Below are 20,289 nucleotides of genomic sequence, written 5' to 3'. Positions count from 1 at the left end.
GCCGAACAGGAGAATCCCGTGGAACAGTTTCGCGGCACCACCATTGTCTGCGTCCGCCGCAATGGCGCCGTTACCCTTGGCGGCGACGGCCAGGTATCACTGGGTAACACCGTGATGAAGGGCAACGCGCGCAAGGTGCGCCGGGTCTATCACGATCGCATCCTGGCCGGCTTTGCCGGAGGCACGGCCGACGCCTTCACCCTGTTCGAGCGCTTCGAGGGCATGCTGGAGAAGCACTCCGGCAACATCACCCGCGCCGCAGTGGAACTGGCCAAGGACTGGCGCACCGACCGCGCCCTGCGCAAGCTGGAGGCCCTGCTGGCCGTTTCCGACCGCGACAACTCCTTCGTGATCTCCGGTAACGGCGACGTGATCGAGCCGGAGAACGCGCTGATCGCGATTGGCTCCGGCGGCCCCTACGCCCAGGCCTCCGCACAGGCGCTGTTACAGAACACCGATCTGCCGGCCCGCGACATCGTGGAAAAGTCCCTGAATATCGCGGCCGATATCTGTGTCTACACCAACCACAACCTGACCCTGGAGAGCCTGGACGCCGAGTGACCGTCGGCCAACCCGGCCGCGCGACCGCGCCTCCTCAATCCCTTCGAATCAAGGCCCGTTTGCCATGACCGACATGACCCCCCGCGAGATCGTCCAGGAACTGGACCGCTACATCATCGGCCAGGACGAGGCCAAGCGCTCCGTCGCCATCGCCCTGCGCAACCGCTGGCGCCGCCGCCAGCTGCCGGCCGAGCTGCAACCGGAGGTCACCCCCAAGAACATCCTGATGATCGGCCCGACCGGAGTCGGCAAGACCGAGATCGCCCGGCGTCTGGCCAGGCTCGCGCGCGCGCCGTTCATCAAGATCGAGGCGACCAAGTTCACCGAGGTTGGCTATGTCGGCCGCGATGTTGAATCCATCATCCGCGATCTGGCCGAGGCCGCCGTCAAGCAGCTGCGCGAAGAGGCGATCAAGGAAAACCGCGTGAAGGCCGAAGACGCAGCGGAAGAACGCATCCTCGATGCCCTGCTGCCGCGCCCGCGCAACGCCGGCTTCACCGAATCGCCCTCGGACGACGCCAACAGCGAGACCCGGCAGAAGCTGCGCAAGCGCCTGCGCGAGGGCGATCTGGACGAGCGCGAGATCGACATCGAGGTCCAGCAGAATCCGCACGGCGTGGAGATCATGACCCCACCGGGCATGGAGGAGATGGCCAACCAGCTGCAGTCGATGTTCCAGAACCTCGGTGGCCAGAAGACCCGGTCGCGGCGGCTGAAGATCGCGGAGGCCAACAAGCTGCTGATCGAGGAAGAGGCCGCGCGCCTGATCAACGAAGAAGAGCTGAAACTGAAGGCCATCGACCGCGTCGAGCAGAGCGGCATCGTGTTTCTCGACGAGATCGACAAGGTCGCCAAGGGCAACGAGAAATCCGGCGGCGAGGTCTCCCGCGAAGGTGTGCAGCGCGACCTGCTGCCGCTGATCGAGGGCACCACGGTCTCCACCAAACTGGGCATGGTACGCACCGACCACATCCTGTTCATCGCCTCCGGCGCCTTCCACCTGTCCAGGCCCTCCGACCTGGTGCCGGAGCTGCAGGGTCGGCTGCCGATCCGCGTGGAGCTGGATGCGCTGTCGGCAGATGCCTTCGTGCGCATCCTGACCGAGCCCACCGCCTCGCTGACCGAGCAGTACGTGGAGCTGATGAAGACCGAGGGCGTGGAACTGCGCTTCGAAGACGACGGCGTGCGCCGCCTCGCCGAGATCGCCCATGACGTGAACGCACGCACCGAGAATATCGGCGCCCGGCGTCTGCATACCGTGCTGGAGCGCCTGCTGCGGGATGTCGCCTATCGCGCCCCGGACGTGAATGGCGCGGTGGTTGTGGACCGTGCGTTCGTCGATGAACGCCTGGGCGATCTGGTGGAGGACGAGGACCTGTCGCGCTACATCCTCTGATCGCCGTGGCAGGGTGCGGCCGCAGACTCCGCGCTACGCGCCACGTCGGTAGGGGTCGGACCAGCCTTCCGGTGGCGGGTTGAAGCGCTTGTAGGCCCAGTTGTACTGCTCCGGGCGGCGCCGCACCAGGGCCTCGACATGGGCATTGATCGCCGCCGCCGCACGGGCAAAGTCCCGGTCGGCAACCTCCGGCCCGGCCTCGATCTCGTGATAGCGAAAGCCCCGGCCCTTCGGCAGGCGTTCGGCGAACAGGAACACCACGTGATCGGTACGGCCGCGCAGCAGGCGCGGGAGCAGGGTCATGGTCAGGGCGGGGCGCCCGAAGAACGAGGCGTGCTGACCGGACGCACCCTTCGGGCTCTGGTCGGGCAGGATACCGATGATCTCGCCACGATCGCGGGCCTGCTGGAGGATGCGCAGGCCGCTGCGATCGGCCGGGGCCAGCTCGGCACCCGTGGAGGCGCGGGCCTCACGCACCCAGCGATCGATCTCCGGCGTCTTGAACGGGCTGTACAAGGTCGCCATCGCACCGTGGCGCGCGGCATCCAGGCCGGCAAATTCCCAGGAGCCGAGATGCGGGGCGCACAGAAACAGGGCGCGACCATCCTCGCGCCGGGCCAGCGCGGCATAGTCGGGCGGACGCGCTGCCAGTCGGCCCAGGGTCTCGGGGCTGGATTGCCACAGCCAGGGCGACTCGGTCAGGGCCTGGCCCATGGCGATCAGGGAGCGCCGCCCCACTCGACGGCGCCAGGTCCGGTCCTTTTCCGGGAAGCAAAGCGCCAGGTTGGTCCGGGTGATGGCCGCCGCCCGTGTCGGCAGATACCAGACCAGCCCGCCCAGCAGCGCCCCCAGGGCGTGGTTCACGCGCAATGGCAGGCGCGCGAGCAGGCGCAGCCCCAGTCCAATCACGCGGTCACGCAGATGCCGACGTCGGGCCATGGGCAGATCGCTCGTGGTGAGGGGTCTTGGCCGGGTCCCGGGGCGGAATACCACCCTCGGTCATCAACGGCTTCAGGGTGGTACGCAGGTTGCGAAACAGGCGCGGGTGCCGGGCCTCCTCCCGGGCAAGCAGCTGCTTCATGTGCTCGCGCTGGGTAGGCATCGCGAAGCAGGCCGGGCAGTTATCCAGGATTACCGGCAGCCCGGCGGCCGCGGCGAAGTCGCGGGTCTGGCGTTCGCGTACATAGACCAGCGGGCGGATGACCCGCAGGTCGCCGGCGTCGATCGCATAATGCGCCTTCATGGTGCGCAACTGGCCACCATGGAAAGCACTCATCATGAAGCTCTCGGCGAGGTCGTCCAGGTGCTGGCCCAGCGCCAGCACGTTGTAACCGTGCTCACGCGCGGTGCGATACATCAGGCCACGCTTCATGCGCGAGCAGAAGGAACAGAACGAGTCGTTGTCCATATGCTCGCCGGCGAGTTCGGCGATGGGCTCGGAGACGAAGTGATAGGGGATACCGTAGGCACCGAGATAGTCCATCAGACGTTGCGGCTCGAAGCCCTCGATCTCCGGGTTGATGGTCACAGCCCCGACCTCGAAGCGCACCGGCGCCCGCCGCGCGAGGTTATGCAGCAGCCACAGCAGGGTCAGCGAGTCCTTGCCGCCGGACAACCCCACGAGGACACGATCACCCTCGCGGATCATGTCGAAATCAGCGATCGCGCGCCCGGCGAGGCGGCGGATCGAGGCGGGTACGGCGGGTGTCTCCATGGCCTCGCAACATAGGGCGCCGAGCCGCGCCATGCAAGCGGCGGTACCACCGGCCCGGTTGCGCAGGGGCAGTGGCGGCGCGATCGCGAGGCTTTCCCCCGGGACGCGTTTTGGCGACACTCGGGGTTTTTCCCGGAGAGGCCCATGAATACGCTGTACCCCGAGATCGAACCCCACGGGATGGGGCAGCTGCAGGTCGGCGACGGACACGAGCTGTACTTCGAGGAATGCGGCAACCCGGCCGGCGTGCCGGTGGTGTTTCTGCATGGCGGCCCGGGTTCGGGCTGCGAGGCCTGGCATCGGCGCTTCTTTGATCCGGATCGCTACCGCATCGTGTTGTTCGATCAGCGCGGTTGCGGCCGCTCGACGCCGCACGCGAGCCTGGAGGCCAATACCACGTGGCATGTCGTGGCCGATATGGAGCGACTGCGTGAACACCTGGGGATTGAACGCTGGGTGGTATTCGGCGGTTCCTGGGGTTCCACCCTCGGGCTGGCCTACGCCGAACGGCACCCGGAGCGCGTGCTGGGGCTGGTGTTGCGCGGGGTGTTCCTGTGCCGGCCTCAGGATATCCAGTGGTTCTACCAGTCCGGGGCCGATCGGCTGTTCCCGGAAGCCTGGGCGGACTACGTGGCGCAGATCCCCGCGGGTGAACGCGACGATCTGGTCGCGGCCTATTATCGGCGCCTCACGGATCCCGATGTGACCGTGCGCCAGGCGGCGGCGCGGGCCTGGTCCGGCTGGGAAGGGCGCACCTCCTGCCTGGTGCCGAATGCCGACGTGATCGCCCACTTCGAGGACCCGGATGTCGCGGCAAGCCTGGCGCGTCTGGAGTGCCACTATTTCATGCACGACACCTTCCTGGAGGCGGACCAGCTCTTGCGCGATGCCGAACGCCTGCAGAGAATTCCCGGGACCATCGTGCACGGTCGCTATGACGTGGTGTGCCCGGTCAACCAGGCGGTAGCACTGCACCAGGCCTGGCCACGGGCACGCCTGGAGATCGTGCCCGACGCCGGACACTCGGCGGCGGAACCCGGGATTGTACGGCGGCTGGTCGCGGCCACCGATGAGCTCGCGCAGACCCTGAGCGGGGCGACCGAGCCGGGTAGCGGGCGGGGGCCGGGGTGATCGCCCTCATTCAACGTGTCACCGCGGCGCGGGTCACGGTGGGTGGCCAGGAGATCGGAGGGATCGGCCCGGGCTTGCTTGCCCTGGTGGCGGTGGAGACCACCGATACCGCGGCCAGTGGCGAGCGCATGCTCGATCGCCTGCTTGGCTACCGGGTATTCGCGGATGCGCAGGGGCGCATGAACCTTGGCCTGGCCGAGACCGGGGGCGGACTGCTGCTGGTGCCCCAGTTCACCCTGGCTGCAGATACACGCAAGGGGATGCGGCCCAGCTTCTCCGGGTCGGCCCGTCCGGAACACGGGGCCGAGGTCTTCGCCGCGCTGGTGCAGCGGGCCGGAGAACGCCATTCCCCAGTCGCCAGCGGACAATTCGGGGCGGACATGCAGGTGAGCCTGGTCAACGATGGGCCGGTCACGTTCTGGCTGGAGGCGCGCACCCAGGCAACGGGAACGGCGGGCAAGGCCGAGTAGGGTAAAGGACGGGGGTGCTTCTGCCGCGAGCGACCTGGACGCTGCGGCCAGTCGCCCGGTTTGCGGTGGCTGCAAATGCAAAGACCCGGCGCGGGGCCGGGTCCTCGTTCATACGGCTGCTGGCGCGCCGATCAGGCCGCGCGGCGCAGAAGCGGACGCTGCCCGGACTGTACCGCGCGACGAATGAAGTCGGCTCGGCCGGCCTCGCGCTGATTCAGGGTGTCGGCGCACTGCGAAGCCTCGTAGGCAGCGGCAGACAGCATCACCTCCAGTTCGCAGAGGTCCACTTTCGGCTGGGTCAGCTCGTCAGGGGCCGTGTTCAGCTTGCGACCAACCTCCCAGAACATGCGCGGGTGCCAGAGCTTGGTCTGGATTCGCGGGGACTGGAACAGGGTGACACAGCGGGTGTTGAGCTCTTGCTGATCCATAAGGGACTCCTGTGACAGGTTATTCTAGCGCGCCCGAATCTATCCGACCCGGCGCACGAATACAAGGGTTTCCTCATGGAACGCCCGGCCGACACACCCGCTATTCGACCGTCACGGACTTCGCGAGGTTACGCGGCTGGTCCACATCCGTGCCCTTGAGGACGGCTGTATGATAGGCCAGCAGCTGCAGCGGGATGGTAAACAGGATCGGCGTCAGCCAGGGGCTGAGCGCCTCGGACTGTGGCAGTCCGATCCAGATGTCGTCGGCAGCCAGCGCGCGGGCGGCGCTGGATTCACCCACCACGATCAGCTGGCCACCGCGGGCGCGAACCTCCTGCAGGTTGCTGGAGAGCTTTTCCAGCTGCGCATCGTCGGGGGCCACCGCAACCACCGGCATCTCGGTGTCGACCAGTGCCAGCGGCCCGTGCTTCAGCTCGCCCGACGGGTACGCCTCGGCATGGATGTAGGAGATCTCCTTGAGCTTCAGGGCGCCCTCCAGCGCGATCGGGAAAAACGCCCCGCGCCCCAGAAACAGCGCATGTTGACGCTCCAGAAGGGTCTCGGCGACACCCGCGATCGGCGCATCGAGAGCCAGGAGGCGGGTCACATGATCCGGCAGGCTGCGCAGGGCCGCGACAGCCTCTGCGCGCGTATCCGCGTCCATACCGGCGGCCCTGGCCACCTGACCAAGAAGCAGGACCAGCACGGCCAGGGCCGTCAGCTGGGTGGTGAAGGCCTTGGTGGAGGCCACACCGATCTCGGGCCCTGCCTGGGTCATCAGGACCAGATCGGCCGCACGCGCCATGGTGCTTTCCGGGACGTTGCAAATCGCCAGGCGCGCCAGAAATGGTTCGTCCTGAGACTGGCGGAGGACAGCCAGGGTGTCCGCCGTCTCGCCGGACTGCGAGATCACCACCAGCAGCGTACCCGGGCGTAACGCATGACGGCGATAGCGATACTCGCTCGCCACCTCGACCCGTGCCGGCAATCCGAGGTGTTCCTCGATCCAGTGGGCCGCCACCATACCCGCGTGGTAGCTGGTTCCGCAGGCCACAATTTGCACCGCCTGAACGTCCGCCAGGAGCACGTCGCTGCCCGGGCCCAGGAGATTTTCAAGGACGCTGCTGTCACCCAGACGCGCGGCCAGGGTGTCGGCAACGGCCGCGGGCTGCTCATGGATCTCCTTCAGCATGAAATGGCGATAGGCGCCACGATCCGCCACGGAGACCTGACTGCGGCTCTCCCGCACCGAGCGTTCGACCGGATTCCCATGGCGGTCGACAATCTCTGCCCCGGCACGGGTCAGACAGGCAATATCGCCGTCATCAAGGTCGATGAAACGCTGGGTCACCGGCAACAGGGCCTGGATATCCGAGGCGGCAAAGGTCTCGCCGATGCCAAGGCCCAGCAACAGGGGGCTGCCGGAACGCGCCACGATCAGCTGGTCGGGATACTCGGAAAAAAGGGCCGCAATGGCATAGGCCCCGCTGAGTTCCCGGCAGGTCTCGCGCATGGCCGCCAGCGGCGTGGCCCCGGCGTCCAGCGCCTGTTCCAGACGGTGGGCGATCACCTCGCTGTCCGTGGCCGACCGGCAGGGCCAACCCGCCTCCGCAAGGCCACTGCGGATATCGGCATGGTTTTCGATGATGCCGTTGTGCACGATGGCGACGCGGCCATCGCGCGAGCGATGCGGATGCGCATTGAGCTCACTGGGGACGCCATGCGTCGCCCATCGAGTGTGGGCAATACCCACTGCGCCCTGCAAATCCTCGGCGCGGATGCGCTGTTCCAGCGCGACCACTTTCCCGGTCGCGCGGAGGTCACGAATCCCGCCCGCATGGCAGACCGCCACCCCGGCCGAGTCGTAGCCGCGATATTCCAGCCGGTGGAGACCCTCCACCAGCACCGGAACAAGGTTGCGTTCACCTACACCCGCTACCAGACCGCACATAGAGCTTCCTTAACCTGGATCTTGTTGCTTCTTCGGGCGCGGCCAGTCGCGGATGGTTCGTGCCCGTGCCCTCGTGAGCGCCAGGGCGCCCGAGGCGACGTCATCCGACAGGGTCGAGCCGGCACCAACAGTGGCATGATCGCCGATGCGTATCGGCGCCACCAGCGCCGTATTGGAGCCGATAAACGCGTATTCGCCGATCTCCGTACGGTGCTTGTTCGCGCCATCGTAATTGCAGGTGATGGTGCCCGCCCCCAGGTTCGCACCGGCGCCCACGTGCGCATCACCCACATAGCTCAGGTGATTCGCCTTTGCGCCGGCGCCCAGCGAGGCATTCTTGACCTCAACGAAATTGCCGACCCGCGCGCCAATCTCCAGCCGGGCGCCGGGGCGCAGGCGCGCGAACGGACCGATGCGGCCCTCGGGCCCCACCCAGGCGCCTTCCAGCACGCTGTGCGCGGCAATCCGGGTACCCCGCGCCACATGACAGTCTCGCAGTACGCATCCCGGCCCGATACGAACGTCGTCCTCAAGGACCACATCGCCCTCCAGCACGACGTTCACGTCCAGCTCGCAATCCTCACCGAAGGTGAGCGTACCCCGCAGATCGAAACGCGCGGGATCCGCCAGCGCCAGTCCCGCACGCATGAAGGCCGCAGCCTGCTCCTGTTGATGCAGGCGCTCCTGGACCGCGAGCTGCTGACGATCGTTGACCCCGAGGACCGCGGCTGGCTCCTCGCTTGTGACCACCTCAACCCGAGCACCATCGCCCCGCGCCTCGGAGACGACATCGGTCAGGTACCACTCACGCAGCCCGCCGGCCGCCGGTTCGCAACGCGCCAACCATGCCTTCAGTGCACCCGCCGGCGCCGCCAGCACGCCGGTATTGATCAGGTCCACCGCGCGCTCGCTGGCAGCGGCCTCCTTCTCCTCAACAATCCGTTCGAGCTGACCCTCCGCGTCCCGGATCAGGCGCCCGTAGCCCGTCGGGTCTGCCACCCGCGCTGCAAGCACCGTAACGCCGGTGCCCGCGGCGCAGGCCTCCAGATCCGCCACCGGAATACGCGGGACGTCGCCGTAGGTCACCAGTACTCGCGCGTGGTCCGGGATGGACGCCAGCGCCCGATGCACCGCGTGGCCGGTACCGCGCGGCTCGCCCTGGTCGATCCAGTTCAGCGCCTGCGGCGCGTCCGCAAACGCCGACCGTACGCGCTCCTGTTCATGTCCGACGACGACATGGATGCCCGCCGTCGCGAGTTGTCCAACCCGCTCCAGCACATGGCCAAGCAGCGGGCGCCCGGCAAGTGGCTGCAACACCTTGGGCAAACGCGAGCGCATACGCGTGCCCTTGCCTGCGGCCAGAACTGCGATATGAAGTGGGGTGTTTTCAGTCATGGCTTCCCAAAGACAAAGGGCCAGCCGCGGTGGCTGGCCCTCTGGGGTCTTTCATCCGATCGGCACGGCCCGTCAGTTGCGGCGAAGCTTCTGAATCATCTGCAGCCTGGCCGCGGCTTCGACCAGTTCGGCCTGGGCCTTGGCGTAGTCGAAGTCGGCCTTGGAGTTGGCCAGGGCCTCTTCCGCACGCTTTTTCGCCTCCACGGCCTCGGCCTCATCCAGGTCCCTGGCCCGCACTGCGGTATCGGCCAGCACGGTCACATGATAAGGCTGCACCTCGAGGATGCCGCCCGACACGAACACGGGCTGGGGTTCCGCCCCTTCCTTTTCGAGGATGCGCAGCTCGCCCGGATTCAGCCGGGCAAGCATCTGCGTATGCCCGGCATACACACCGACCTCGCCACCTTCGGCGGGTGCGGCGATCATCAGGGCGGTCCCGGAGTAGATGGACTCCTCGGCGCTGACCACATCCACATGCATATTCATCGGCATTATGCCCACTCCTTAGCCAAGCTTCTCGGCCTTCTCGACGGCTTCCTCAATGGTGCCGACCATGTAGAAGGCCTGCTCCGGCAGGTGGTCATACTCACCCGCAACGATGGCCTTGAACGCTCGGATGGTGTCCTTCAGGGACACGTACTTGCCGGGCGCCCCGGTAAACACCTCGGCCACAAAGAAGGGCTGCGACAGATAGCGCTGGATCTTTCGCGCACGGGCCACAACCAGCTTGTCGTCCTCGGACAGCTCGTCCATCCCCAGGATCGCGATGATGTCCTTCAGTTCCTTGTAGCGCTGCAGCGTACCCTGCACCGCACGGGCGGTGTCGTAGTGCTCCTGCCCGATGATCTGCGGGTCCAGCTGACGCGAAGTGGAATCCAGCGGATCCACCGCCGGGTAGATCCCCAGCTCGGCAATCTGACGCGACAGCACGACGGTCGCATCGAGGTGAGCGAAGGTCGTCGCCGGGGAGGGGTCGGTCAAGTCATCCGCCGGCACGTAGACGGCCTGGATGGAGGTGATCGAGCCCTTCTTGGTCGAGGTGATGCGTTCCTGCAGCACACCCATCTCTTCCGCCAGGGTCGGCTGGTAGCCCACCGCGGAGGGCATACGACCCAGCAGCGCGGAGACCTCGGTCCCGGCAAGGGTGTAGCGGTAGATGTTATCGATGAACATCAGCACGTCGCGGCCTTCATCACGGAAGAACTCCGCCATGGTGAGACCAGTCAGCGCGACACGCAGACGGTTACCCGGCGGCTCGTTCATCTGGCCGTAGACCAGGGCGACCTTGTCGAGGACGTTGGAGTCCTTCATCTCGTGGTAGAAGTCGTTCCCTTCGCGGGTACGCTCGCCCACGCCGGCGAACACCGAGTAACCGGAGTGCTCGATCGCGATGTTGCGGATCAGCTCCATCATGTTCACGGTCTTGCCCACGCCGGCGCCGCCGAACAGGCCGACCTTGCCGCCCTTCGCGAACGGGCACAGCAGATCGATGACCTTGATGCCGGTTTCCAGCAGCTCGGTGGAGCCCGCCTGCTCGTCGAAGGTCGGGGCGGCGCGGTGGATCGACCAGGTCTCCTGGGCCTCCACGTCGCCGGCGTTGTCCACCGGACGACCGAGCACGTCCATCACGCGGCCCAGGGTCCCCTTGCCGACCGGCACGGAGATCGGCTTGCCGGTCGCGGTAACCGGGGTCTGACGCTTCACACCCTCGGTGGTGCCCATGGCGATCGTGCGCACGACACCATCACCCAGCTGCTGCTGGACTTCCAGAGTCAGGCCGTTTTCCAGGGTCAGGGCGTCGTAGACCTTGGGCACTTCGCCGTGGGGGAACTCCACATCCACGACGGCGCCGATGATTTCGACAATTTTTCCGGAACTCATTTGTTCATCCTCGTAAGTCGTAATTCGTGCCGAGTCGACTGATCCGTGACGGCGGGCTCTACACCGCGGCCGCGCCGCTGACGATCTCGGAGATCTCCTGGGTGATCGCGGCCTGGCGCGCCTTGTTGTAGACGAGCTGCAGGTCCTTGATCATCGTGCCGGCGTTGTCGGAGGCGGACTTCATCGCCACCATGCGCGCGGCCATCTCGCAGGCCACGTTCTCGACCACCGCCTGGTAGATCAGGGACTCGACATAGCGCTCGAGCAGCGTATCCATCACCGGTACCGTGTCCGGCTCGTAGATGTAGTCCCAGTGATGCTTCAGGGATTCGTCCTTGCTCGGCGCGGTTGGCAGTAACTGGGTTGCCTCCGGCTGCTGGGTCATCGTGTTGACAAACTTGTTTTCCAGCAGTACGACGCGATCGACCTTGCCATCGCGGAAGTTGTCCAGCACCACCTTGACAGAGCCAATCAGGTCCGTGATGCGCGGACGGTCACCGAGATCCTTGGCTTCGGCCACGATGTTGCCGCCAAGGCGCTTGAAGAACTGCAGCGCCTTGTTACCCATCACGCAGAGATCGACCTCGACACCCTCGTCGCGGTACCGGCGCATCTCTCCGACGGCCTTCTTGAACAGGTTGGTGTTCAAACCGCCGCAAAGGCCGCGATCGGTCGACACGATGATCAGCGCCACGCGCTTGACGTCGCGCTCCACCATAAACGGATGCTTGTACTCGGCATTCGCCATGGCGACGTGACCGATCACGTCGTGAATCTTCTGCGCGTAGGGCCGGGACTCTTCCATGCGGTCCTGGGCCTTGCGCATCTTGGACGCGGCGACCATCTCCATCGCCTTGGTGATCTTCTGAGTATTCTGGATACTCTTGATCTGCGTCCGAATCTCCTTAGTGCCCGCCATTGCGTGCTCCCGTTACCAGCTGTGCTTGGCCTTGAACTCTTCCAGGGCCTTCTTCAGCTTGTCCTGGATGGAGTCGTTGTAGTCGCCACTGCTGTTGATTTCGTCCAGGAGCTCCTTCTGCGAGGAACGCGCGTAGGCGATCAGTTCCTTTTCGAAGCTCACGACCTTTTCCGCCTCGACGTCGTCGAGGTAGCCCTCGTTCGCGGCATACAGGGAGAAGGCCATCTCGCCAATGGACATCGGCTGGTACTGACCCTGCTTCATCAGCTCGGTTACGCGCTTGCCGCGATCCAGCTGCTTGCGGGTCAGTTCGTCCAGGTCCGAGGCGAACTGCGAGAACGCCGCCAGCTCGCGATACTGCGCCAGCGCCAGACGCACGCCGCCACCCAGCTTCTTGATGATCTTGGTCTGCGCCGCGCCGCCCACACGGGAGACGGACAGACCGGCGTTGATCGCCGGACGGATACCCGAGTTGAACAGGTCGGTCTCGAGGAAGATCTGACCATCGGTGATCGAGATCACGTTCGTCGGCACGAACGCGGACACGTCGCCGGCCTGGGTCTCGATGATCGGCAGCGCGGTCAGCGAACCGGTCTGCCCCTTCACTTCGCCGTTGGTGTTCGCTTCCACGTATTCGGCGTTCACGCGGGAGGCGCGCTCCAGCAGACGCGAATGCAGGTAGAAGACGTCACCCGGGTAGGCTTCGCGGCCCGGCGGACGGCGCAGCAGCAGGGACACCTGACGGTAGGCCCAGGCCTGCTTGGTCAGATCGTCGTACACGATCAGGGCATCTTCGCCGCGATCGCGGAAGTATTCGCCCATCGCGCAGCCAGCGTAAGGGGCGATGAACTGCATCGCGGCCGACTCGGAGGCGTTGGCGGCGACGATGATGGTGTTGTCCATCGCGCCGGCTTCTTCCAGCTTGGCAACCACGGAGGCCACCGAGGAGGCCTTCTGACCTACGGCGACGTAGACGCACTTAACGCCGGAGTCCTTCTGGTTGATGATCGCGTCGATCGCAACCGCGGTCTTGCCGGTCTGGCGGTCGCCGATGATCAGCTCGCGCTGACCACGGCCGACGGGCACCATGGCGTCGATCGCCTTGATACCGGACTGCAGCGGCTGATCAACGGACTGACGTTCGATAACGCCGGGCGCGATCTTTTCGATCGGGCTGCTAATGTCGGTGTCGACCGGACCCTTGCCGTCGATCGGGCGACCCAGAGAATCGACAACGCGGCCGAGCATCTGTTCGCCGACCGGAACCTCGAGGATGCGGCCGGTGCACTTGACCGTGTCGCCTTCCTTGATGTGCTTGTAGTCACCCAGGATCACGACACCGACGGAGTCGCGCTCGAGGTTCAGCGCCATGCCGAAGGTCTCGCCCGGGAATTCGAGCATCTCACCCTGCATGACGTCGCCCAGGCCGTGTACACGAGCGATACCGTCGGTCAGGCTGACGACGGTACCTTCGTTGGAGGCCTCGGAGGAGGCATCGAATTTTTCGATGCGCTGTTTGATCAGATCACTGATCTCGGAGGGATTCAGTTGCATGTTAAATATCCTCTTAGCGACTCAAATTGGCAGCCAGGCGGTTCAGCTGGCCTCGCACGGAGCCGTCGATAACCAGGTCGCCGGCGCGGATGATGGCGCCCCCGATCAGGGAGCTGTCGACCGAGCATTCGAGATCGACTTCGCAGCCCAGGCCCTTGGCCAGAGCATCGTGGATCTCTTTCTCCTGCGCCTGCGTAAGCTTGCGATAGGCCACCACGTTCGCGTGGATCCGCTGTTCGGCGGCAGCCTTCAATTCAGCAAAGGCATCGCGTACGGCGGGAAGGGCCAGCAAACGGCCATTCTCCGCCAGCAGCCGGACCAGGTTCCCCGCCTCGGCGCCCACCTTGTCGGCCGCCACGTCCAGAACCAGCTGAGCGCGGTCGGCCCGCGGGAGCCGCGGGTTGGAGAGGAGACTGTGCATCTGCGAATCACTGGCAATCGCCGCCAGCAAGTCGAGCTGCTCGGCCCAGCCAGCGAGATCCTTGGCCTCGCGGGCCCGCTCGTAGGCCGCGCGGGCGTAGGGTCGGGCGACCGAAATCAGGTCTGACATAACGTCTCCTTAGAGCTTGGCCGCGAGCTTCTTGAGCAGATCCCCGTGCGCCTTGGCATCGATCTCCTTGGCGAGGATCTTTTCGGCACCGGCAACCGCGAGGACGGAGACCTGCTTGCGCAGCTCCTCCTTCGCGCGATTGATTTCCTGCTCGATCTCGGACTCCGCCGCTTCCTTGATACGTGCACCTTCCTCGCGAGCACTGGCCTTGCTTTCTTCGACCAGCTCGTTGGCACGTTTCTGGGCAGAGGCGACGATTTCGTTGGCCTGCTGCTTGGCTTCCTTGATGACCTCGGTCGCGCGCTCCTGGGCGAGCTCCTGCTCTTTCGCGCCACGTTCCGCAGCGGCAAGGCCGTCGGCAATCTTCTTGCGACGCTCTTCCAGGGCGTTGGACATGGGCGGCCAGACGTAGCGCATCGTGAACCACACGAAGACGCTGAACGCGAGCAGCTGGCCGATGATGGTCAGATTGATATTCATCCTGCTACCTCGGGTTGACGAGTGTGAGGGATCCTCGGGACTCGGTCAGCCTCTTAGCCCAGGGCGAACAGGACGTACAGGCCGATACCCACACCGATCATCGGCACGGCGTCAGTCAGACCCATCACGATGAAGAACTGGGTACGCAGCATCGGGATCAGTTCCGGCTGACGCGCAGCGCCTTCCAGGAAGCGACCACCCAGGGTGCCCACGCCGATCGCGGCGCCGACAGCGGCCAGACCCAGGAGCAGAGAGCCAGCCAGAACGATCAGAGCGTTTGCCATTTCCATTTTTGTATCTCCAGTCGAGTGTTGAAACGGTCAGTTTGAAGTGAAGTCGGGATCAGTGATCTTCGCTGTACGCCATGTCCAGATAGACGACGGTCAGCACCATGAAGATGAAGGCCTGCAGCGGGACCACAAGGATGTGGAAGATTGCCCAGCCCACGTGCAGCACACCACCGGCGAGACCCAGGATCAGGCCCGCGGAGTACATCACGCCGATCAGGATGAAGATCATCTCGGCGGCGTACAGGTTGCCGAACAGTCGCAGGGCGAGCGAGGCCGGCTTGGCCAGAAGGTTGATGAACTCCAGCACGAAGTTGATCACCCAGAAGATCGGTTTCAGGAACACGATATTGGTCTGGAACGGGATACCCGTGAGTTCCTTGATGAAACCGACCGGACCCTTGATCTTCAGCGAGTAGTAGATGATCAGGACGAACACGCCCAGCGCCAGACCGGCGGTCACGTTGATGTCCGTGGTCGGTACGATCTTGAAGTACGGAATGCCCAGCAGGTAGGCGATGTGCGGCAGCAGGTCCACCGGCACAAGATCCATCAGGTTGAGCAGGAAGATCCAGACGAAGATGGTCAGCGCGAGTGGGGCGACCATGTCATTCTTGTGCTTGAACGAGCCACGGACGTTGTCGTTCACGAAGTCCATGACCATTTCAACGAAGTTTTGCCAGCCACCCGGGACACCGGCCGTCACCTTCTTGGCCGCGGCGCGGAAGGTGAGGATAAACAGCAGACCCAGCCCGATCGACCACAACATGGAGTCAACGTGGATCGCCCAGAAGCCCATCTCGGACGCCTGGGTGCTGGTGGTGGCAAAGCTCAACCCGTTTTCGGGGTGGAGCCCGAAGGTCAGGTTGGTGAGATGGTGAGCGATATGCTCTTCCATCGTGGGCAGTTCGCTTTCTGAAGCCATGCAGTTATCTCGTCATTGCTTGATCAGAAACCCGGTGCAGCCACCATAGCGGGGCCAGATGCACCAGGAGGAAGATGCCGAACAAGGCCAGCAGGTCCGGCTCGTCCAGGTAAGCGAACGCCACCCCGAAAGCCACCGCGATGATTACCAGTCGTCCCATTTGGGCACCCATCATCCGCGCCGTGAGCGAGCCCGCCTGGTCGGAACGGTAGGCTCGAAACACAACGGCTGCCGCCACGGCGTTGCCGAGCGTCGCAGTGATGCCGCCCACCGCGGCAGAAAGCGCCACGATCGGGGAAAACAGGGCCAGAAGCAGGCCCGACAGAATCAGCGTCAGGGCGAGCTGCAGACCGAGCGATTGAAAGACGTGTCTGGAGCGTCGCGGTGTCATTCGGCGGATGGGCACACCCACCCCTCTCCCAAAAAGTGCGCGTAGTATAAGGGGGGTCCCGGAGTGCGTCAAACCGCCATTCGAGACCCGATGAAGCGGGTCGGCGGGTGCTTACTGGATGTGCGCGAGGATGCCGTCAAGCTCGTCAAGACTGTTGTACTCGATCACCAGGCGGCCCTTGCCCTGGCGGTTGTAACGCACCTGAACCGGGGCACCCAGCTGATCGGACAGGCGCGTCTCCAGGTGGCGCACCTCCGGCGGCGGCGCAGTCGGCTGGCGCGGTTCGGGGGTGGCCGCAAGCACCTTCTTCACCAGCTGTTCGGTGGCACGGACCGAGAGGCCGCGCTTGACGACCGTGGTCGCAACGCCGGGCTGGTCGTCCACCGGCAGGGCCAGCAGGCAACGGGCGTGGCCCATTTCCAGACGACCTTCGTTTACATGTTCCTTGACCGCGTCGTGCAGCTCCAGAAGACGCAGCAGATTGGTCACCGCCGTGCGCGAACGGCCCACGGCGTCCGCCGCGGCCTGGTGGGTCATCTCGAATTCGGCGATCAGGCGACGGATCGCCTGCGCCTCCTCCAGCGGGTTCAGATCCTCGCGCTGGATATTCTCGATCAGGGCCATGGCCGCAGCGGCCTGATCGGGGATGTCGCGCACCACCGCCGGGACCGTCTCCAGCCCGGCCAGCTGGGCCGCGCGCCAGCGACGTTCGCCGGCAATCAGTTCGTAGCCGTCGTCGATCCGTCGCACGACGATCGGCTGCACGATGCCCTGGGCACGAATGGAATCAGCGAGTTCGGCCAGGGCCGTCTCGGCGATATGGACGCGAGGCTGGTATTTGCCGCGCCGGATCTGTTCGATGGGGAGCTGATCCAGGCTTTCGCTGTCTTGACTGTCCGTCTGGCCACCGGAGAGCAGGGCATCCAGGCCGCGGCCCAATCCTCGTTTCGCCATGGTGAGTCGTTCCTGCAGGGGTTGCGTAAAGGGGCGGCGTTCAGCGCCGCAGCATCTCGCCGGCCAGCGCCAGGTAGGCCACTGCACCGCGTGAGGAGGCATCATACAGCAAGGCGGGCTGGCCAAAACTGGGGGCCTCGGCCAGGCGAACATTACGCGGGATCACCGTGCGATACACGCGCTCGCCGAAATGATCGGTCAGCTGAGCCGAGACGTCTCGGGACAGGCGATTGCGCGGATCGAACATGGTCCGCAGGAGCCCATAGATTTTCAGTTTCGGATTCGGCCCGCGCTGGATGCTCTCGATGGTGCGCATCAGCGCGGTCAGCCCCTCCAGGGCGTAGTACTCGCACTGCATCGGGATGACCACGCCGTCGGCGGCCACCAGACCGTTCACCGTGAGCAGATTCAGCGAGGGCGGGCAGTCGATCAGGATGTGGTCGTAGTCATCAAGGATGGGGGCCAGGGCCTCCTGCAGACGGTATTCGCGGCGTTCCGACTCCATCAGGCGCACCTCCGCCACAGTCAGATCACCATTGGCGGGGACCAACTGGTAGCCTGCGTCAACGTGGTGGGCCGCCGCAGGCACCGCCGCCTCGCCGAGGAGGACCTCGCATGCGGTCGGGTCGTCGGCGTGCTTGTCCACCCCGGAGCCGGTGGTCGCGTTGCCCTGGGGATCCATGTCGACCACCAGTACCCGCTTGCCCAGACGCGCCAGGGATGCGGCCAGGTTGACGCAGGTGGTGGTCTTGCCGACCCCTCCTTTCTGATTGGTGATCGCGAGTACGTCAGTCAAGGGTCAGGCTCTCTCGATGATGGCGACATGGCGCTCGGCTGTCTCGCCGGGAATGGTAACCGGGTCCACGCGTTGATACGACCACGGGGCCGGCAAGGGCGCATCCACCACCCGGCGCTGCCCCAGCATCGCCAGCACCCGTCCACCGGGGGCCACCGTATGCTCCACCCGTTCGAGCATTTCGGCCGGGGCCTTGAAGGCCCGCGACAGAACGGTGGTGTAGGGCCTGGCGGGCCGAAAATCCTCGATACGGGCGTGAATCGCCTCGGCGTGCGGCAGACCGGTGCGCCCGATGACGTTACGCAGGAAACGGATCCGCTTGGCCGCGCTGTCCAGCAGGCAAAAGCCGCGTTCCCGCTCGACGGCGGCCAGTACGAAACCGGGCAGGCCGGCGCCCGTTCCAACGTCCAGTACCCGATCGCCATAGAGATAGGGGCGCAGGGTCAGGCTGTCGAGGACGTGGCGCGGGATCAGCTGGGCCGGGTCGCGCACCGCGGTCAGATTGTGCACCCGGTTCCAGCGCAGCAGCTCGCCGAGGTAAAGCGCCAGGACCTCGCAGGCACGGGAATCCAGCCCCCAGGCCGCGGCATGGGGTTCCAGGCGGGTGGCCCAGACGTCATTCGCCACTGGCGCGCTGCTTCAAATGGATGGCCAGAGCCGACAGGGCAGCAGGGGTTACGCCCGGGATCCGCTGGGCCTGGCCCAGGGTATGGGGACGAAACTCCGCAAGCTTCTGACAGATTTCGGTCGACAGACCGTGTACCCGGGCATAGTCGAGGTCCTCCGGCAGGGCGGTCTGCTCGGCACGCGCCTGACGCTCGACCTCCGCCTGCTGTCGCTCGATATAGCCGGCATACCGGGCCTGGATCTCGACCTGTTCGCGTACATCGGGGGCGCACTCGACCGCACAGTCGGGCAACGCGGCCATCAGGCTCGCGTAATCGACCTGCGGGCGGCGCAGCAGGTCCAGCAGCGTAGCCTCCGGGTCCGGGGCGGAGCCGAGCAGGTCGAGCAAGGCGGGGCAGCTGCGCTGCTCGCGATCGGGACGCAGGCGGGCAAGGCGCTCGCGCTCGGCCTCGATGGCGGCAGCACGCTGTTCAAAGCGGGCAAAACGCGCCGCGTCGACCAGCCCCAGCTCGTGACCTGTCGGAGTCAGGCGGAGGTCGGCGTTATCTTCGCGCAGCAACAAGCGGTATTCCGCCCGCGAGGTGAACATGCGGTAAGGCTCCTGAGTGCCACGAGTAACGAGATCGTCAATCAGCACACCGATATAGGCCTCGGAGCGCTGCGGGGTCCACGGGGCCTGCGCCTGCACCTCGCGGGCGGCGTTCAGACCCGCGACCAGGCCCTGGGCTGCCGCCTCCTCGTAACCGGTGGTGCCATTGATCTGACCGGCAAAGAACAGGTTGGCCACCGCGCGCGTGGCCAGGCTCGGGCGCAAGCCGCGTGGATCGAAGTAGTCATATTCGATCGCATAGCCAGGCCGGGTGATACGGGCTTGCTCGAAGCCGGCGATACTCCGCACCAGCGCAACCTGGATCGCATACGGCAGGCTGGTGGAAATGCCGTTGGGGTAGAGCTCGTGGGTCTCCAGGCCTTCCGGTTCGACAAAGACCTGGTGGCTGGTCTTGTCGGCAAAACGGACCACCTTGTCTTCGATCGAGGGGCAGTAGCGCGGGCCGGTACTGTCGATCTGGCCGGAGTACATCGGGGCCTGATCGAGGTTCTGCCGGATCAGATCGTGGGTGGCCTCGGTGGTTCGGGCGATATGACAGGGGCGCTGTGCCGGATGATCGCCTTCCGACCCTATAAACGAGAACACCGGCCGCGGCTCGTCACCCGGCTGGATCTCCAGGCGCGAGAAATCCACGCTGCGTCCGTCGATGCGTGGCGGGGTCCCGGTCTTCAGTCGGCCCACGGCGAACGCCATCTCGCGCAGGCGCGCGGCCAGCCGTACGCTGGGCGGGTCTCCAGCGCGACCACCCGGTTGCTGTTGCAGGCCGGTATGCATCTGTCCATTGAGAAAGGTGCCCACGGTCAGGACCACGGCGCCGGCCGTGAAGCCAATGCCGCTCTCGGTCACCACGCCGGTCACTCGATCGCCCTGCATCCGGACATCGGCGACGGGCTGCTGGAAGACCTGGAGGTTGGGCTCCGCCTCGATAAAACGGCGGATGGCGGCCCGGTACAACTGACGGTCCGATTGCGCCCGGGTGGCGCGGACAGCCGGACCCTTGCGGCTGTTCAGGGTGCGAAAGTGGATACCGGCCGCATCGGCGGCACGCGCCATGACGCCCCCCAGCGCATCAATCTCCTTGACCAGGTGGCCCTTCCCGATGCCGCCGATGGCGGGATTGCAGCTCATCTGACCGATGGTCTCGATGTTGTGCGTCAACAGCAGCGTGCGGGCGCCCGCACGTGCCGCGGCCAGGGCGGCCTCGGTGCCGGCGTGCCCGCCGCCAATCACGATGACATCGAATGTTTCTGCCATGACATCTCAAGCCCT

The 20,289-nt window shown here is 65.5% G+C and carries 22 protein-coding genes; 4 read left to right on the top strand and 18 right to left on the bottom strand.

The window, feature by feature from the left end; genetic code table 11:
• The first annotated feature begins 18 nt into the window (after nt 1–18).
• Both hslV and hslU read left to right on the top strand, forming a co-directional pair.
• On the top strand, nt 19–561 hold the full coding sequence (gene hslV, locus G332_RS0101875) for an ATP-dependent protease subunit HslV (RefSeq protein WP_019625303.1): 543 nt from the start codon (nt 19–21) through the stop codon (nt 559–561).
• A 64-nt stretch (nt 562–625) separates the two neighbouring features.
• On the top strand, nt 626–1,957 hold the full coding sequence (gene hslU, locus G332_RS0101870; RefSeq protein ID WP_019625302.1) for an ATP-dependent protease ATPase subunit HslU: 1,332 nt from the start codon (nt 626–628) through the stop codon (nt 1,955–1,957).
• A 33-nt stretch (nt 1,958–1,990) separates the two neighbouring features.
• On the opposite strand, the gene G332_RS0101865 is transcribed toward hslU, so the two are convergent.
• Both G332_RS0101865 and G332_RS0101860 read right to left on the bottom strand, forming a co-directional pair.
• The gene (locus tag G332_RS0101865; protein WP_019625301.1) at nt 1,991–2,896 is read right to left on the bottom strand and encodes a lysophospholipid acyltransferase family protein; all 906 of its coding nucleotides are present in this window, start codon (nt 2,894–2,896) and stop codon (nt 1,991–1,993) included.
• Entirely contained in the window at nt 2,871–3,671 is an 801-nt protein-coding gene (locus tag G332_RS0101860) for a tRNA 2-thiocytidine(32) synthetase TtcA (protein WP_019625300.1), read from the bottom strand. The genes G332_RS0101865 and G332_RS0101860 overlap by 26 nt, the downstream gene beginning before the upstream one ends.
• Before the next feature lie 144 nt (nt 3,672–3,815).
• Between G332_RS0101860 and pip the strand changes: the two genes are divergently transcribed.
• Nucleotides 3,816–4,802 carry a prolyl aminopeptidase gene (gene pip / locus G332_RS0101855; RefSeq protein WP_019625299.1) on the top strand — a complete coding sequence of 329 codons (987 nt, stop codon included), beginning with the start codon at nt 3,816–3,818 and terminating at the stop codon, nt 4,800–4,802.
• A complete protein-coding gene (gene dtd, locus G332_RS0101850) occupies nt 4,799–5,272 on the top strand; it encodes a D-aminoacyl-tRNA deacylase (protein ID WP_019625298.1) in 474 nt (157 codons plus the stop codon). Before pip ends, dtd begins: the two co-directional genes overlap by 4 nt.
• Before the next feature lie 131 nt (nt 5,273–5,403).
• Here the strand turns inward: dtd and G332_RS0101845 are convergent, their stop codons facing one another.
• From G332_RS0101845 to mnmG, 16 genes are all read right to left on the bottom strand, one after another.
• Complete coding sequence (locus tag G332_RS0101845; RefSeq protein WP_019625297.1) at nt 5,404–5,700, bottom strand: hypothetical protein; 297 nt, start codon at nt 5,698–5,700, stop codon at nt 5,404–5,406.
• A 100-nt stretch (nt 5,701–5,800) separates the two neighbouring features.
• Nucleotides 5,801–7,651 (bottom strand): glutamine--fructose-6-phosphate transaminase (isomerizing), encoded by a 1,851-nt coding sequence (glmS, locus tag G332_RS0101840; protein WP_019625296.1) that lies wholly within the window; start codon nt 7,649–7,651, stop codon nt 5,801–5,803.
• 9 nt (nt 7,652–7,660) lie between these two features.
• Nucleotides 7,661–9,046, bottom strand: a complete 1,386-nt coding sequence (glmU, locus tag G332_RS0101835; protein WP_081619737.1) for a bifunctional UDP-N-acetylglucosamine diphosphorylase/glucosamine-1-phosphate N-acetyltransferase GlmU — start codon at nt 9,044–9,046, stop codon at nt 7,661–7,663.
• Nucleotides 9,047–9,118: 72 nt separating this feature from the next.
• On the bottom strand, nt 9,119–9,538 hold the full coding sequence (locus G332_RS0101830; protein WP_019625294.1) for a F0F1 ATP synthase subunit epsilon: 420 nt from the start codon (nt 9,536–9,538) through the stop codon (nt 9,119–9,121).
• Between the two features lie 12 nt (nt 9,539–9,550).
• Complete coding sequence (gene atpD, locus G332_RS0101825; RefSeq protein ID WP_018861076.1) at nt 9,551–10,927, bottom strand: F0F1 ATP synthase subunit beta; 1,377 nt, start codon at nt 10,925–10,927, stop codon at nt 9,551–9,553.
• A 58-nt stretch (nt 10,928–10,985) separates the two neighbouring features.
• Nucleotides 10,986–11,846 (bottom strand): F0F1 ATP synthase subunit gamma, encoded by an 861-nt coding sequence (gene atpG / locus G332_RS0101820; RefSeq protein ID WP_019625293.1) that lies wholly within the window; start codon nt 11,844–11,846, stop codon nt 10,986–10,988.
• Nucleotides 11,847–11,858: 12 nt separating this feature from the next.
• Nucleotides 11,859–13,400 (bottom strand): F0F1 ATP synthase subunit alpha, encoded by a 1,542-nt coding sequence (atpA, locus tag G332_RS0101815; protein WP_019625292.1) that lies wholly within the window; start codon nt 13,398–13,400, stop codon nt 11,859–11,861.
• A 13-nt stretch (nt 13,401–13,413) separates the two neighbouring features.
• Nucleotides 13,414–13,950 carry a F0F1 ATP synthase subunit delta gene (locus G332_RS0101810; RefSeq protein WP_019625291.1) on the bottom strand — a complete coding sequence of 179 codons (537 nt, stop codon included), beginning with the start codon at nt 13,948–13,950 and terminating at the stop codon, nt 13,414–13,416.
• Between the two features lie 9 nt (nt 13,951–13,959).
• The gene (locus G332_RS0101805; protein WP_019625290.1) at nt 13,960–14,430 is read right to left on the bottom strand and encodes a F0F1 ATP synthase subunit B; all 471 of its coding nucleotides are present in this window, start codon (nt 14,428–14,430) and stop codon (nt 13,960–13,962) included.
• Nucleotides 14,431–14,483: 53 nt separating this feature from the next.
• Complete coding sequence (atpE, locus tag G332_RS0101800; protein ID WP_012983953.1) at nt 14,484–14,720, bottom strand: F0F1 ATP synthase subunit C; 237 nt, start codon at nt 14,718–14,720, stop codon at nt 14,484–14,486.
• A 52-nt stretch (nt 14,721–14,772) separates the two neighbouring features.
• Nucleotides 14,773–15,615 carry a F0F1 ATP synthase subunit A gene (gene atpB, locus G332_RS0101795; RefSeq protein ID WP_019625289.1) on the bottom strand — a complete coding sequence of 281 codons (843 nt, stop codon included), beginning with the start codon at nt 15,613–15,615 and terminating at the stop codon, nt 14,773–14,775.
• A gap of 31 nt (nt 15,616–15,646) precedes the next feature.
• Nucleotides 15,647–16,033, bottom strand: a complete 387-nt coding sequence (locus tag G332_RS0101790) for an ATP synthase subunit I (protein WP_019625288.1) — start codon at nt 16,031–16,033, stop codon at nt 15,647–15,649.
• 111 nt (nt 16,034–16,144) lie between these two features.
• Nucleotides 16,145–16,987: a ParB/RepB/Spo0J family partition protein gene (locus G332_RS0101785; protein WP_026340515.1), complete on the bottom strand. Its 843-nt coding sequence runs from the start codon at nt 16,985–16,987 to the stop codon at nt 16,145–16,147.
• Nucleotides 16,988–17,027: 40 nt separating this feature from the next.
• Entirely contained in the window at nt 17,028–17,783 is a 756-nt protein-coding gene (locus G332_RS0101780; RefSeq protein ID WP_019625286.1) for a ParA family protein, read from the bottom strand.
• Nucleotides 17,784–17,786: 3 nt separating this feature from the next.
• Entirely contained in the window at nt 17,787–18,410 is a 624-nt protein-coding gene (gene rsmG / locus G332_RS0101775) for a 16S rRNA (guanine(527)-N(7))-methyltransferase RsmG (protein ID WP_019625285.1), read from the bottom strand.
• Nucleotides 18,400–20,274, bottom strand: coding sequence for a tRNA uridine-5-carboxymethylaminomethyl(34) synthesis enzyme MnmG (gene mnmG, locus G332_RS0101770; RefSeq protein WP_019625284.1), 1,875 nt, complete (start codon nt 20,272–20,274; stop codon nt 18,400–18,402). The genes rsmG and mnmG overlap by 11 nt, the downstream gene beginning before the upstream one ends.
• Nucleotides 20,275–20,289 lie beyond the last annotated feature (15 nt).

It is taken from the genome of Thioalkalivibrio sp. ALJT (assembly GCF_000381825.1).
In the GTDB taxonomy this organism is placed as follows: Bacteria; Pseudomonadota; Gammaproteobacteria; order Ectothiorhodospirales; family Ectothiorhodospiraceae; genus Thioalkalivibrio.
This window is presented reverse-complemented; position numbering and strand designations above follow the sequence as displayed.